The sequence below is a fragment of the Shewanella gaetbuli genome, from assembly GCF_023284065.1.
Classification (GTDB): Bacteria; Pseudomonadota; Gammaproteobacteria; order Enterobacterales; family Shewanellaceae; genus Shewanella; species Shewanella gaetbuli.
Genome location: NZ_JAKIKP010000005.1, coordinates 103,538 through 117,698, shown reverse-complemented (window position 1 = coordinate 117,698; position 14,161 = coordinate 103,538). Strand labels below are relative to the sequence as shown.

The window sequence follows — 14,161 nt, the reverse complement described above, 5'->3', positions numbered from 1 at the left end:
ATGTAACGGCCATAGCAAATGCACCAGTAACAAGTGACTGATGGTTTTCTATTCTCTTTCATCCGGACTTTAACCGTCGGCTCTGGACTATTAGTCAATGGGCAATAGGTTAATTACCACACTAAGTCACCAGATCTGCTGACCTCGAAAAATCGAGCGCTCGCGGGCTTACTTATTAAGTTTACCGCCGGTGGGGAATTTCGCCCCGCCCTGAGAATTAATGCTGAATTTCAGCAGGTGCATACTAAACTGCTGGCCGATGAATATCAATAACAACAGCCTTGGCAAACCGCCGCCATTAACGCCACTTTTTTATTTGTAAAAAGTAATAATAAATATATTAATCCATTACTTGATAGCTGGTCAGACCTTTGTTAGCCTGATGCGCTAATATAAAGGAGTCGTCATTAATGAATTTGTATTTTAGGTTAGTTTGGTTATTTTTATGGCGAATTCGTCACTGTAAAGGTATTGGGTTTCTCGATAGCAGTAAAATTGATTATCGAGTGTTGCCGTTAGATTGTGACATTAATATGCACATGACTAATTCTCGATATCCAGCGTTTATGGACTTAGCACGAACCTATATGATTGCCGATATGGGATTAATGAAAAAGTTTCTTAAAATGAAATGGATGCCCATTGTTAATGCATCTGAATTCACTTATATCAGAGACATTAAACCTTTTGAAAAATTTGAAATTGAAACCAAAGTCGTCGGTTGGGATGAAAAGTATTTCTATATAGAGCAGCGATTTACCACGGCAAGAGGGTTACATTGTATCGTGCATGTACGCGGGGTTTTTGTTTGTAAAGGTAAGCAAGTTCCCATTGCCACCTTAGTAAAAGAAGCGGGTTATCACGGTGACACACCTGAATTACCGCCAGAAATCGTCAAATGGAAACAATTTTTACAACTCAAAAAAGAGCGCAATATGTAATGTATGCCATATTGACGCACCATTTGATCTAACCCAAACTTACCCCGTATAAGTATGGTGCTAACCTCAACCAATGTAATTAAGGAATTTGTGTGGCTAAGCTTGAAAAATTTGCCGACATTTTGTCTCGAGCCTGTGAACGGAAAGGTGGCTTAGAAGCCGTTGAAGCCTTACTTCCAGATACCTTATCTGCGCAAGAAATTACTCAGTATAGTGATGCAGAGTTGCTTTCTGTGATGTCAAAGCGAGTTTTTCAAAGTGGTTTTGTATGGAAGGTTGTCGAACATAAATGGCCTGCTTATGAAAAAGCCTTCTTTGACTTTGAACCACACAAAGTGCTTATGCTTTCACCTGAACAAATTCAACAACGCGCCACTGATGCAACATTGATTCGTCATCAAAAGAAAACCCAAGCCATTGTCGATAATGCTTACATGGTGCAAACCTTATCAGCCAAACATAACGGTTTTGCCAAATTAATTGCTGACTGGCCTGTTAACGACATTATTGGCTTGTGGCAATTACTCAAAAAACAAGGTGCGCGCTTAGGTGGCAATACCGGGCCGTATTTTCTTCGAACTATTGGCAAAGATACCTTTTTACTCAGCCAAGATGTACAAGCCTATCTAAAAGCGCACAAAGTGGTTGATGCGGGCTTCACCTCTAAAACGGGGTTAAACCAAACTCAAGCGGCATTTAATCATTGGCAACAAGAGTCTGGACTAACGTTAGCAGAGATAAGCCGCATTATTTCATTAGGTGTGGGTGATAATCGCCTATAAAGCCATGCAATAACGGCTAAACAGCTTTATTACTGGTAACGACTTAAAAACATTTTTGCGGTTTCGTGTGCAAGGTGGCGTTTCTCATCTTCTGTAAGTAATGGATCACAAGCCATAATTTGTGGCCAAAACGCCTGCCCTTTAATCAAGTGCATCATTTGTTGGTTAGCATGCTGCACGTCTTTCACCGTTATTCGTCCGTCAGCTTGTGCCGCTTTAATCCAGCGTAATGTCGCCGTTTCATGCTGCTTCATTTTTTCAATTTCTTGGCTCATTTGTTCGCAACTATAAAATAGATGGCCAATAATCAACCGTGCCATATCGATATGTTCTACCGAATTAATTACCCCTATTTCCGTTAAGATAATTTCTCTAAGCTGTATCAATAAGTCTTGGTCAGGGTCATACACACCTTGGTTAAACGAAATAGCTTCAAGCCAAAATTCACCCAACAAATACATCACTAGGGCTTCTTTAGTCGCAAAGTGATTGTATACAGTACGTTTAGAAACTTGTGCGACCTCAGCTAACTTATCCATGCTAGTTGAAGCAACACCCTGTTCTTTGAACATTTTTTTTGCTGCTTCGATAATGGCTTCTCGCTTTAGCTGGCTGACGCTTTTTTTAACTGTATTCATAATAATTACCACATATACGGATACAAATTATTTTACACTGATCAGTTTACTTTTCAACGGCCACACAATAAACTACACCATATAGTTTACTTTGGCGTTACATACATAATCATTAGTTATTATTTTTAGTGCAATGTTGCTTATTAGTTTAAGCATTATCTTTGATAGCACTCGAGTAATATGCCACCTAACACCACTTTTACTAACCTGCACATTCATTATAAAAGTGATACACAAGCTAGGTGATCAAAGGAGCATTTGATCTAGTATTACATGATTGGAATGAGCTTTTTATAAAGGCTACCACAAATGAAAAATGTACTAGGTGACCATTACAACGCCTGAATTTGGAGAACCATTTTGATTAAGTTCGTCTCCACCAACGCACAATTGGTGCAAAGTCATTCTAAAAGCAGTCAATTTGACATAGTATTACAAGAATAATTAGCTAAAAAAGCCAGCAAAAACCATTTAATATAGATAGATATTATCGTTTTGATTAAGATTTTAGCAAAAAAAACTCATAGAAATGCATATAAGGTAAAGTTAAACTTCTGACAAGAAAAGTACACAAGTTTACGGGATTCAATCATAAAAAGTTAACTCAACCCATATTCGCTAACAACTTCATAGCAATAAACCGAGTTTACGTATTTATTTACAATTTAACCGAATGTGATGTTAATTCAGGCTATCGTCAACATGGATAACATTGCAAAATAGTACTAATTCAACAAAACACAAAAAAACATACTAGCCTAAGTTTAGTATGTAGATTATTTAGGAGTAGGAGCTCTCATGCATAAAGCATTGAAAATTGCCGCAGTTATTTCTGCGTCGTTATGGTTAACAGCCTGTGGCAAGCAAGATGGTGGCGCGCAATCGCAACAACAACAGCCCCCTACCCCAGTGGGTGTCATCACTGTGCAAGCTCAACCTCAATCAATTCAAGTTGAGTTGCCAGGTCGTAGCAAGTCATTTTTAGAAGCGGAAGTTCGTCCTCAAGTCTCAGGCATTGTCACTCAACGGAGTTTTGTAGAAGGTAGTGAAGTTGAGCAAGGCCAATCGCTATATCAAATTGACTCGGCAACTTATAAAGCTGCTTTAGTCAGTGCAGAAGCAGATTTAGCACGAGCGAATGCCGCTTTAGAATCAGCAAAAGCAACAGCTAAGCGTTATGAAACCTTGGTTAAAACCAATGCTGTCAGCGTACAAGATTTTGATGAAGCCAAAGCCGCTTATAAAGAAGCATTAGCATCAGTAACTGTTGCTGAAGCTGCCATTAACACTGCTAAAATCAACTTAGAATATACTGAAGTAAAAGCGCCAATTTCTGGCCGTATCGGTAAATCTTCTGTCACCGCAGGTGCGTTAGTTACCGCTAACCAAAGCAATACCTTAGCGACTATTCAACAACTTGACCCAATTAACGTCGATATTGCTCAATCAAGCGCGCAGTTACTTCGCTTAAAAAGTAAGTTAAAAGCCGGAAAATTACAGCAAAGTGAAAATGCTGAAGTCACCTTGATTTTAGAAGACGGTACAACTTACGAACAAACAGGTCTTCTACAATTCGCTGAAGTTAGCGTTGATGAAGCAACAGGTTCTGTCACCTTACGTGCTGAATTCCCTAACCCAGACGGTGTATTACTTCCTGGAATGTATGTACGTGCTCGCTTAAGCACAGGTACTGACCCAAATGCTATTTTAGTGCCTCAACGTGCCATTACTCGTAACACCAAAGGCCAAGCGGTTGCAATGGTGGTTAATGAAGAAAACAACGTTGAAACTCGAGTCGTTACCACTGCTGAAGTGATTAACAATCAGTGGCGTATTACTGATGGCTTGAATCCTGGCGACAAATTAATTGTTGAAGGGCTACAAAAAGTACGTCCAGGTGCACCTGTTTCACCACAAGTATTATCTGCAGACGCTAAACAAAAATAGGAAATAACTATGGCACGCTTTTTTATTGATCGCCCTATTTTTGCTTGGGTGATCTCAATTCTCATCATGCTTGCAGGGATACTGGCTATTCGTGGCCTACCTGTTGCACAGTACCCAAGTATTGCGCCACCAACGGTTACCGTAACGGCGTTTTATCCTGGTGCATCAGCAAAAACCATGGAAGATACCGTGACTCAGGTTATTGAGCAACGGATGACTGGTATTGACCACCTTAGATATATTTCGTCAAGCAGTGATAGCTTTGGTAATGCCACTATTACCTTGACGTTTAACACTGAAGCTGACCCAGATATTGCACAGGTTCAGGTACAAAACAAACTGCAAGCCGCAATGACCTTGTTACCGCAAGAAGTGCAGGCGCAAGGGGTTAACGTTAACAAGTCGAGTGCTGGCTTCTTAATGGTTGCCGCGTTCGTATCTGAAGACGGTTCACTGGAAAAAAATGACATTGCTGACTATGTAGCGGCAAACGTACAAGACCCAATGAGCCGTGTACCGGGCGTGGGTGAAATTCAGTTATTTGGTGCGCAGTACGCAATGCGCATATGGTTAGACCCACTTAAGCTTACTCAATACAACATCACCAGTATTGATGTAATGGCGGCGATTAAAGAACAAAATGCGCAGGTATCTGCAGGTCAGTTAGGGGGCTCTCCTGCTATGCCAGGACAAGAGCTAAACGCGACTGTTACCGCTCAAAGTCGTTTACAAACTCCAGAAGAATTCCAGCGTATTATTTTAAAGTCTGATGCTTCTGGTGCTAACGTTTATCTTGCTGATGTCGCTAGAATTGAGTTAGGTGCAGAAAGTTATGCCGTAGAGTCTTACTATAACGGTAAACCTGCTGCGGGTATTGCATTCAAACTGGCAACCGGTGCTAACGCGCTAGATACAGCAAACAACATTCGTGAAAAACTCGACGAATTAAGTGCTTACTTCCCTAACGCTCTGGAAATTTATTACCCTTATGACACGACTCCGTTCGTTGAAAAATCAATTGAAGGTGTAGTACACACCCTAATTGAAGCGGTAATTTTAGTATTCCTGATCATGTATCTGTTCTTACAAAACTTCAGAGCAACACTGATCCCTACTATTGCAGTACCCGTGGTACTTTTAGGGACTTTTGCGGTGCTATCTGCTACCGGTTTTACCATCAACACCTTAACCATGTTCGCAATGGTTCTAGCCATTGGTCTTCTGGTGGATGACGCTATTGTTGTGGTCGAGAACGTTGAAAGGGTGATGTCTGAAGATGGCTTGAGTCCACTTGAAGCCACCCGTAAGTCAATGGATCAAATTACCGGCGCACTTGTGGGTATTGGTTTAACCCTATCTGCGGTATTCGTCCCAATGGCATTTATGTCAGGTTCAACGGGTATTATTTATCGCCAGTTCTCCATTACCATTGTAACGGCGATGGCCCTTTCTGTATTCGTGGCAATGGTGTTAACCCCAGCATTATGTGCCACCATGTTAAAGCCATTACCAAAAGGCCACACACACATTAATACTGGTTTCTTCGGTTGGTTTAACCGTAGTTTTGACAAATTAACCTCGCGTTATGAAGCCAGTGTTGCACAAATCCTCAAGCGTTTAGTACGCATGATGGGTGTGTACTTGGTGTTAGTCATTGCCACCGCGTGGATCTTCATGCGCATGCCAACGGCATTCTTGCCTGATGAAGACCAAGGTATCATGTTTACTCAGGCTATTTTGCCGACTAACTCGACTCAAGAAAGTACCATTAATGTCTTAAAAGACATCAATGATTACTACCTTGAGGAAGAAGGCAACAGTGTTAAATCTGTATTTAGCGTAGCGGGATTCAGCTTTGCAGGTATGGGTCAAAACATGGGGATGTCGTTTATTGGTCTACATGATTGGGCTGAGCGTACTGAAGCGGGACAAGACGTTAACTCTATCTCAGCTCGTGCAATGGCGCGTTTCTCGCAAATCAAAGAAGCCATGGTGTTTGCCTTTGTACCTCCAGCGGTTATTGAGCTAGGCACGGCCAACGGTTTTGACTTATATCTACAAGATAGAAGCGGTCAAGGCCATGAAGCCTTGATTCAAGCGCGTAACCAGTTATTGGGGATGGCGGCACAAAACCCTAACCTAGTGGGCGTTCGTCCAAACGGTCAGGAAGATGCTCCTATGTACGAGATTCATATTGATCATGCCAAAATTAGTGCATTAGGTATTGATATTAATAACGTCAATAGCGTACTAGCAACAGCTTGGGGTGGTTCTTATGTGAATGACTTTATCGACCGCGGACGTGTGAAAAAAGTATACGTTCAAGGTGAAGCTAAATATCGTATGCAACCTAGCGATTTAGACACGTGGTATGTGCGTAACTCTGAAGGTGAAATGGTACCATTCTCTGCATTTGCAACAGGTTCATGGACCTATGGTTCACCGCAATTGCAGCGTTTTAACGGCTTACCTGCAGTGAACATTCAAGGTGCAACCATGCCTGGATACAGTACTGGTGCAGCAATGGCTGATCTTGAAGCCATGGTAGAGCAGCTACCACCAGGGTTTGGTTTAGAATGGAACGGTCTGTCATATGAAGAGCGTCTATCTGGTAACCAAGCACCTGCCTTGTATGCACTGTCTATTTTGGTTGTATTCTTAGTACTTGCGGCCTTATATGAAAGTTGGTCAGTACCTTTTGCGGTTATTCTAGTGGTTCCGCTTGGGGTAATTGGTGCCTTGATTGCAATGAACGCACGTGGATTACCTAATGACGTATTCTTCCAAGTAGGTCTATTAACCACCGTGGGGCTAGCAACCAAGAATGCTATCTTGATTGTAGAATTTGCTAAAGAGTTCTACGAGAAAGGCGCTGGACTGGTTGAAGCAACCTTACATGCAGTGCGTGTACGTTTACGTCCAATTCTAATGACCTCGTTAGCATTCGGTTTAGGTGTTGTACCACTTGCCATTAGTACAGGTGTAGGTTCAGGTAGTAAAAATGCGCTAGGTACTGGTGTACTTGGTGGCATGATGAGCTCAACGTTTATTGGTATCTTCTTGATTCCACTGTTCTTCGTTGTTGTTGAAAAACTCTTCAACAAAAGAGAGCGTAAAGGTGGTGGCAATAAACAAGTTGAAGCGCAGACTGACTCAGGTAAAACTGACGCATAAAGCAATGTAAACTTGCACTAAAAAAGCCCAGCTGATGCTGGGCTTTTTGTTTTGGCGGTGGTATTATCCTGCCCCCTTATTGATATCGCCACACAATGATGGTCGATTCACTAAGCTATAATGATAAAAAACCTCTGTACGTGCTTTAATAAAAAGCCAAAAATTTTGCGGGTTCCCTCACCCCGTCTAACCCAATAAAAAGGTCAACAATGTTAATGTTAACTCAGGCGCAAACACGCCGTGCCTTGCTGTTTTTAGCAAGCTTTCATCTGATTATTATTTGCGCCAGCAATTATCTGGTTCAATTACCTTTCCAACTATTTGGATACCATACTACTTGGGGAGCATTTAGCTTTCCGTTTGTGTATTTAGCCACTGATCTGACCGTGAGAATTTTTGGTCAACAAGCCGCAAGACAGATCATATTTAAAGCCATGCTGCCCGCTTTGGTGGTGTCTTATGTTATTGGTGTACTATTTCATCAAGGTCAATTTCAACAGCTTGGTTCATTAGTTGAATTTAACAGCTTTGTATTCCGAATTGCTTTTGCCAGCTTTGTGGCTTACTTGGTTGGCCAACTCATGGATATCACCGTATTTGCTAAGCTAAGGCAAGCAAGAGTGTGGTGGCTAGCCCCAGCATCATCAACCGTAGTGGGTAATTTAGTCGATACCCTTGTGTTTTTCAGTATTGCCTTTTATGCCTCTAGCGACCCATTTATGGCCAAGCACTGGCCTGAAATAGCCACCATTGACTATGGTTTTAAATTGATGGTCAGCTTAGGGCTTTTCTTACCTGTGTACGGTGTATTGCTAAAAGTGCTTCAAGATAAACTCCTTAGTACATCAGCTCGCTCAACAACTCACGCCTAATCTTATAAAGCCTGAGCCTAGTGTGTTATACCACCCTTTATAATGCATTCTAGGTTCAGGCTTAACACCAGAAAAAATCAATACAGCTGTACGCCAACTAAAGTTTATTAATGGCTAAGCAATTGATAGCTAAGCTATCTTAATGTACGCCCAATGGCTCATAAATGTCATTTTCCCAACTGGCCAGACCTGTTATAATGTGACCATTAAAAACCGATTCAATGGTTGTTGGAGTCCTAGATGTACACAATAGAAATTCGTGAGTTTACCCAAGCTACTGCAGATGCTTGCCAATTAATTGCTCAATTATCGGCGCAAGTTCCTGAGTTGGATAAACCTCAAACCCAGCTAGATATTGCTGAAAGATTAGCGGCTAACCCGTGTTTGATTTTAGTGGCTTATGTTGAAGGTGAAGTAGCGGGATTTAAGCTAGGTTATGCGAAACAAAATGATGAGTTTTATAGCTGGTTAGGCGGCGTGTTACCTGATTTCCGTCAATTAGGCTTAGCCAAAACCATGCTTGAATATCAAGAAAAGTGGGCAGCAGAGCAAGGCTATAAGCGGCTTTCAGTTAAAACCCGTAATCACTTTAATGCCATGCTAAATATGTTAGTGAGTCGCCAATATCATATTACCGGTTTAGAAAGTGATCATCACGATACCAGTAACAACAAGCTGCATTTACAAAAGCAGCTTAGTGGTGCTGCAGCCCTGTAATCCAGTATAAAATCAGTAAAGAGTGTAAAGGCACAAAAATTATTGTTGTAAAGCTTGCAAACACAAATGAGAATGATTATTATTTATTTGCGTTCCAAAGCTCAGTTTACTAAAAAGCTTCATCACCTTTTTAATCCCGCTGAGTTCGCAAGCACAACATTGCTCACACACTCTGTGGCCGGACTCATCATCCGGCTTTTTTTTGGCTTAAATTTAGCTAAGTATTGTCTTCGCTTGAGCAAGAGCAGCCCATTGTTCTTCACTAGGTGACAGCGCCATCACATTATCGATTTGCATTAATAAAGACTGCCAAAGCGGTGCGATAACTTGCAACTGCACGTCAGTAGCATGTAATTTCGCTTGCTGTAATAAATAAGCCGCTTGCACCACATCTATGCGCCCAAGTATGCCATCGGCTAGTGCAACACTCAGCTCAATCATTGCCGTGACATCATGACCATATTTAATCACTTCATATAGGTAGTGTTCAGCCAGCTGCAGCTGCTCTTTAGTGGCATTGTCATCATGCAATATTTGCGATGCACAATGGAGCATTGCTTCTAGTTGTCCTTGGCTGGCGGCTTCTTGCATCCAGTATTGGCTTTGTTCCAGTAAATCTGTTGTTGGCGAAGGAATTGTTGCTGTGGCTGCTAGTTCAATGCCATTAAACTCTGAGTCAGCTTCAGCCAACAATAAAGCAAGATGATATTGTGATTGTGGGTAACCCGATTTTGCCGCTTTTTGCATCCATGCCAATGCTTGCTCATGCTGTTGAGTTTGATAATACAACACCCCAAGATTAGACATGGCTTCAATATTTTCTGCTTCAGCCGCTTGAGTCAGTAAGGTTTTCGCTTTCTCAAGGTCAACCTCAAACACTTGGCTGCCCACTAAATAGAAATAGCCGAGTAACGCTTTCGCTTCAATAACATCATTATCTGCCGCTTTTGCAATTAATGCCTCACCTTGTGCTGACAATTCTTCCTTGGAGTCTGTTGCGGCATAACCATGTAACTGGCTTACACCATGTTCGTATAATGCCGCCATTTCATAAGGTGCGGCTTGGGCAAACCAGTAAGCCGCTTGCGCAAATAATCGCTTAACTTCGGCTTGAGCTTGAGTGGTATCTTGTGGTTTATCAGAATCAAGCTGAGTTGCACTGACTTGCTCTTGTGCCATTAAAGCCTGTGCTTTTAATGACATTGCCACCAAATATTGCGCATGGTGATCATTATGCATCATGGCGCGATAACACAAATCGCGACCTGCAAATGAGTCAAACTCAATAAACTTATTCTCAGGGACTGGCGAACCATGAACAGCTGGATATAGCTGGGTTACTAAGCTAATAATTTGTCGAATAGATTTTTCAGCTATGGTAACGAGCTGGTTTTGGGTTAAATGGTATTTTTCAGGATGAGCGCCTCGATTACCATCTGCACGTAGTTTATGCATCGCACGTATGGCACTCACTTCAATTAATCGCCGCTGATTTAACTGCTCGATACGGTCATATAAGTTAGCAGAGGTGAAGCTTAACTGGTGTTTGTCGGCAATGACCGAGGCTAACTTATGAGTAAAACTTCGCACGTAAACCAGCGCTTGAGTCGGAATATCACGTACATAACTCTTCGCGCTGGCATAATCATCGCCTAGCAGATCAGAAAATTGTTCAACTAATTCAGTATCCGTTATCAATCGTCTCTCCAGCTAAGGGTGATTTACACTTCAGTATGATGATCGTCGTCAGCCACATCATCAGTTTTACGATTCACCATATATAAACGGAACAATGCCACATTTACAAATAAACCGAAGAAAGCAAATATGGTGTCTGAAATTAACTGCAACGGAAAGCCAACTTGTGCAGCTAGTTGAGACACACTACCACTGATTAATGATAGTGGAATATAAAGCATTAAAATGGCAATGGTTTTGACAGTAATAGGGCCAGTAAAAGCAAAGCTCGCTTTAATTGCAGCTAACGGTGTGAGTTGTTCCACCACGACCATAAAATTAACGTAAGCTAAACGGGCAAAAAGATAAAAGCTGATCACCAAGCCCACCAACCAAAAGCCACCAAATGCCGCAAACATCATAAATGGCATTAAAATAGCTAAACCAGAGAAAACACCGGCCAATAATAACGGTGGCACAAACTGCAGGCTTTGTTTTAAAACCATTGCAGGCGTAACATCATGGCCACGAGAGCGGACTTCCAAATAAAGTGTTAAAGCGGCAATTAAAATTGAAAAAATCAGCAGTAACAGCATCATTGCTGCAGCATGAATTCCCCCAAATTGTGGGTTTTCAATATCAGCTTGCAGCATTTCATTACCCAGCCATAGCTGAATCATGACTTGTATCAGTAATAATGGAAAGGTAAGCGCGGCTAGCTGGCTAATATGATTACGAAAAAAGTTATAAGCTTCCGTCAAAATCGCTGACAGTGACATAATTAGGTTCCAAAAATAGACTCATGTTGAATATGGGCTAAGGATACCCAAAAATAACTGATTTTGCACAATACAAACTCTTGTTATGTCGTTATCGTTAAAAAAAAGTTACTATGCCCCCAGCGACTGTTAATAATTTACCAAAGGATGGATACAATGAAGCGTTTAATACTCGTAAGCTCCATATTACTTTCAGCTCTTGCAACCATTCCAGCTCAAGCCGGATGGTTAGATAATATCACTGGCAATAAGGAAGCAACGGCACCCGCTGCTGAAGCCACTACTTCGGTTGCAGGTTTAGCTGATAACGCTTTAGTTGGCAATGTGATGTCACAATTAGGGCTCAGTGAAGCACAAGCGGCAGGGGGGTTAGGCTCATTACTGAGCTTGGCACAATCAAACTTAGGCAGCTCAGATTTTAGCACCCTAAGTGATAGCATTCCTGGTACTGATGCGCTTTTAGCCGCAGTACCTAGCTTAGCCGGTGACTCAGGCATGTCTGGTTTACTATCAAAAGCCGGAGACATGGGGTCATCATTTCAAGGGGCTGCAATGGTTTATGACTCATTTGAGGCCTTAGGCATTTCAAAAGAATATGTTGAGCCGATGGTGGGTATTGCTAAGCAATATCTGCAGCAACAGTCTGGTGATGGCACCGTTGATTTATTAATGAAAGGCTTAGGCTCATTAATGTAATAAACCTCAGCGCACGTTTTGTTTACCTTAGCTGAATAAATGATTGTTAAACTTATTCTCTCTGGCTAACGTATATGAAAATAATTTAATGCCGAGCTCAGTGCTCGGTATTATTGTTTTTGCTAGTATAAAAACTTGAAAGAGGATTTATTATGATAGCCAAACTAAAGCAGTTTATGCATTCCCGTCGTCAAGCCCAAAGCCCTGAAGATAAAGCGCATCAATTAAATTTAGCTGCCGCAACCCTACTGCTTGAAGTGGTTTATGCTGACGAAGATTTTTGTGAAAGTGAAATCCAGTTATTACCAGGCATGCTAGTAAACACCATTAATATCAGCCTTGCTGAAGCTGAAGAACTAATTGAAGAAGCCACTAAAGTCAGAGGTAATGCCACCTCTTTATTCGAGTTTACGGCCGAAATTAATCAGCAGTTTTCATTGGAAGAAAAACAGCAGTTATTATTGTCAATGTGGCGTTTAGCTTATGCTGACGGTGAATTGTCTCAATATGAAGACCAAATTATTCGTCGCTGTGCAGACTTACTCTACCTTAAGCACAGCGAACTTATTCAAATGCGTAACATTGCCATGAATGACCAATAATTCACCTTAGCAGCAACCCCATTCCACCCAAGTTAGCTTAAACACGTTTACGTGCTAAATGTGTTTTTTGCCAGCCTATAAATGGCAAGGTAATAATCACTAAGGCAATGGCATATATCATGTTTTCTGCTAACGCGACGCCAATACCAATACAAAATACGCAGCTTGCAACCACCAGCGGTAAATAGCGTTTACTTAACAGTTTGGCGGCTCCAAGCATGGCTAAAAGGTAAATAATCACAAATACTCCGTTACTCCAAGCAATCAGTTTTTCTAAATCTTGCCCAGAATAAAAAGTCGCAATAATCACTATTGCCATAGAAAACAATATGGCGAATAAAGCACGTATTGGCACCCCATGTTGATTTAAGGTGACAAAATACTTTGGCAAAATGCCTTCCTGACTAAAGCTCCACAATAATCTGGCAGCACTGGCGGCATACACATTCACGGTTGCTAAGCCACTAGCTATGCCTAATACGCCTATTACTTGTGCGCCATAGCCACCCAGAAAGCTCTCGCTAAGCAAATAATCAAATGCGCCGATCATCGCCACACCGGTATCGCCTGTTGGCACCATTAACAATAGAAAAGTACAGGCTAAATAAATCACCCCCACTAACACGGTGCCCATTAAAATGGCCGGTAACATGTCTTTATCAGGCCGACGAAAATCATTGGCTAAATGGGTCATTGCCTCAATACCTAAAAAGCTCCAAAATCCAATGCCCATCGCCACCATTACCGGACTCATTTGCGGTTTGCTGGTTTGATTAAATGACGCTAACTGCTCTGTGTTTAAACCGCTGGCGGCAAATAATAAGGTCACAACAGTAACAATGGCTAATGTCAGTGCAAACTGCAGTTTGGCTGAAACTTGAATGCCACGCACATTGAGCAAAAATAACATCAGCACCACCAGCAATTGGGCTAACAATTGCCATTCTCCTTGAAGCGGAATAAGAGCATACATAAATTGGAAAGTCATCAAAATTGCCGCAGGTGCACCAATGGGAATAACCATTAAAAAGATTAAACCTATCGTTCGGCCAAGAGCTTGCCCAAAGGCTTTTTCAACAAAGTAAGCGGGGCCCGCTGCATGGGGAAAACGGCTGGCTAATAGCCCAAATACTAATGCTACGGGGATAATAGCTAAGGTTAAAATGAGCCACGCTAAAAGTGCGCCAGAGTCGGCTGCGGCAATGGTCATTTGCGGTAAGATAAACACCCCTGTGCCGAGTAAGGTGGTTGCCATAAGTCCAGCACCTTGCCAGCGGCCAATTGTTGCAGATAATTGATTCATTGAATTTTCTAGTTAATGGTTACTTAGCAGCTG

12 protein-coding genes and 1 riboswitch are annotated in these 14,161 nt (G+C 41.8%); of the genes, 8 read left to right on the top strand and 4 right to left on the bottom strand.

Annotation, left to right across the window (positions count from 1 at the left end; genetic code table 11):
• Positions 1-46: 46 nt before the first annotated feature.
• Positions 47-222: riboswitch (FMN riboswitch) on the bottom strand.
• Positions 223-410: 188 nt separating this feature from the next.
• Both L2672_RS08775 and L2672_RS08770 read left to right on the top strand, forming a co-directional pair.
• A complete protein-coding gene (locus L2672_RS08775) occupies positions 411-941 on the top strand; it encodes a thioesterase family protein (RefSeq protein WP_248995465.1) in 531 nt (176 codons plus the stop codon).
• A gap of 92 nt (positions 942-1,033) precedes the next feature.
• Entirely contained in the window at positions 1,034-1,723 is a 690-nt protein-coding gene (locus L2672_RS08770; protein ID WP_248995464.1) for a DNA-3-methyladenine glycosylase I, read from the top strand.
• Positions 1,724-1,752: 29 nt separating this feature from the next.
• Here L2672_RS08770 and L2672_RS08765 read toward each other — a convergent pair whose 3' ends face one another.
• A complete protein-coding gene (locus tag L2672_RS08765; RefSeq protein ID WP_248995463.1) occupies positions 1,753-2,361 on the bottom strand; it encodes a TetR/AcrR family transcriptional regulator in 609 nt (202 codons plus the stop codon).
• 798 nt (positions 2,362-3,159) lie between these two features.
• Here L2672_RS08765 and L2672_RS08760 point away from each other — a divergent pair.
• The 4 genes from L2672_RS08760 (at position 3,160) to L2672_RS08745 (ending at position 9,071) form a co-directional block, all read left to right on the top strand.
• A complete protein-coding gene (locus L2672_RS08760) occupies positions 3,160-4,308 on the top strand; it encodes an efflux RND transporter periplasmic adaptor subunit (protein WP_248995462.1) in 1,149 nt (382 codons plus the stop codon).
• 9 nt (positions 4,309-4,317) lie between these two features.
• Complete coding sequence (locus tag L2672_RS08755; protein ID WP_248995461.1) at positions 4,318-7,482, top strand: efflux RND transporter permease subunit; 3,165 nt, start codon at positions 4,318-4,320, stop codon at positions 7,480-7,482.
• 209 nt (positions 7,483-7,691) lie between these two features.
• Positions 7,692-8,354, top strand: a complete 663-nt coding sequence (locus L2672_RS08750; RefSeq protein WP_248995460.1) for a 7-cyano-7-deazaguanine/7-aminomethyl-7-deazaguanine transporter — start codon at positions 7,692-7,694, stop codon at positions 8,352-8,354.
• Positions 8,355-8,594: 240 nt separating this feature from the next.
• Positions 8,595-9,071: a GNAT family N-acetyltransferase gene (locus L2672_RS08745; RefSeq protein ID WP_248995459.1), complete on the top strand. Its 477-nt coding sequence runs from the start codon at positions 8,595-8,597 to the stop codon at positions 9,069-9,071.
• Positions 9,072-9,284: 213 nt separating this feature from the next.
• On the opposite strand, the gene L2672_RS08740 is transcribed toward L2672_RS08745, so the two are convergent.
• Both L2672_RS08740 and L2672_RS08735 read right to left on the bottom strand, forming a co-directional pair.
• Positions 9,285-10,769: a tetratricopeptide repeat protein gene (locus L2672_RS08740; RefSeq protein ID WP_248995458.1), complete on the bottom strand. Its 1,485-nt coding sequence runs from the start codon at positions 10,767-10,769 to the stop codon at positions 9,285-9,287.
• A 23-nt stretch (positions 10,770-10,792) separates the two neighbouring features.
• Positions 10,793-11,527, bottom strand: a complete 735-nt coding sequence (locus L2672_RS08735) for a hypothetical protein (RefSeq protein ID WP_248995457.1) — start codon at positions 11,525-11,527, stop codon at positions 10,793-10,795.
• Between the two features lie 156 nt (positions 11,528-11,683).
• On the opposite strand from L2672_RS08735, the gene L2672_RS08730 reads away from it, so the two are divergent.
• The gene (locus L2672_RS08730) at positions 11,684-12,223 is read left to right on the top strand and encodes a DUF2780 domain-containing protein (protein WP_248995456.1); all 540 of its coding nucleotides are present in this window, start codon (positions 11,684-11,686) and stop codon (positions 12,221-12,223) included.
• 152 nt (positions 12,224-12,375) lie between these two features.
• A complete protein-coding gene (locus L2672_RS08725) occupies positions 12,376-12,825 on the top strand; it encodes a tellurite resistance TerB family protein (RefSeq protein WP_248995455.1) in 450 nt (149 codons plus the stop codon).
• A gap of 37 nt (positions 12,826-12,862) precedes the next feature.
• Here L2672_RS08725 and yjeH read toward each other — a convergent pair whose 3' ends face one another.
• Positions 12,863-14,128 carry an L-methionine/branched-chain amino acid transporter gene (gene yjeH, locus L2672_RS08720; protein WP_248995454.1) on the bottom strand — a complete coding sequence of 422 codons (1,266 nt, stop codon included), beginning with the start codon at positions 14,126-14,128 and terminating at the stop codon, positions 12,863-12,865.
• Positions 14,129-14,161: the final 33 nt, after the last annotated feature.

What these genes read in the sequence shown, in the direction of transcription:
- L2672_RS08765 (WP_248995463.1), bottom strand. Translation starts at nt 2,361, where the DNA reads ATGAATACAGTTAAAAAAAGCGTCAGCCAGCTAAAGCGAGAAGCCATT.
- L2672_RS08730 (WP_248995456.1), top strand. Translation starts at nt 11,684, where the DNA reads ATGAAGCGTTTAATACTCGTAAGCTCCATATTACTTTCAGCTCTTGCA.
- yjeH (WP_248995454.1), bottom strand. Translation starts at nt 14,128, where the DNA reads ATGAATCAATTATCTGCAACAATTGGCCGCTGGCAAGGTGCTGGACTT.
- L2672_RS08735 (WP_248995457.1), bottom strand. Translation starts at nt 11,527, where the DNA reads ATGTCACTGTCAGCGATTTTGACGGAAGCTTATAACTTTTTTCGTAAT.
- L2672_RS08725 (WP_248995455.1), top strand. Translation starts at nt 12,376, where the DNA reads ATGATAGCCAAACTAAAGCAGTTTATGCATTCCCGTCGTCAAGCCCAA.
- L2672_RS08760 (WP_248995462.1), top strand. Translation starts at nt 3,160, where the DNA reads ATGCATAAAGCATTGAAAATTGCCGCAGTTATTTCTGCGTCGTTATGG.
- L2672_RS08750 (WP_248995460.1), top strand. Translation starts at nt 7,692, where the DNA reads ATGTTAATGTTAACTCAGGCGCAAACACGCCGTGCCTTGCTGTTTTTA.
- L2672_RS08755 (WP_248995461.1), top strand. Translation starts at nt 4,318, where the DNA reads ATGGCACGCTTTTTTATTGATCGCCCTATTTTTGCTTGGGTGATCTCA.
- L2672_RS08745 (WP_248995459.1), top strand. Translation starts at nt 8,595, where the DNA reads ATGTACACAATAGAAATTCGTGAGTTTACCCAAGCTACTGCAGATGCT.
- L2672_RS08775 (WP_248995465.1), top strand. Translation starts at nt 411, where the DNA reads ATGAATTTGTATTTTAGGTTAGTTTGGTTATTTTTATGGCGAATTCGT.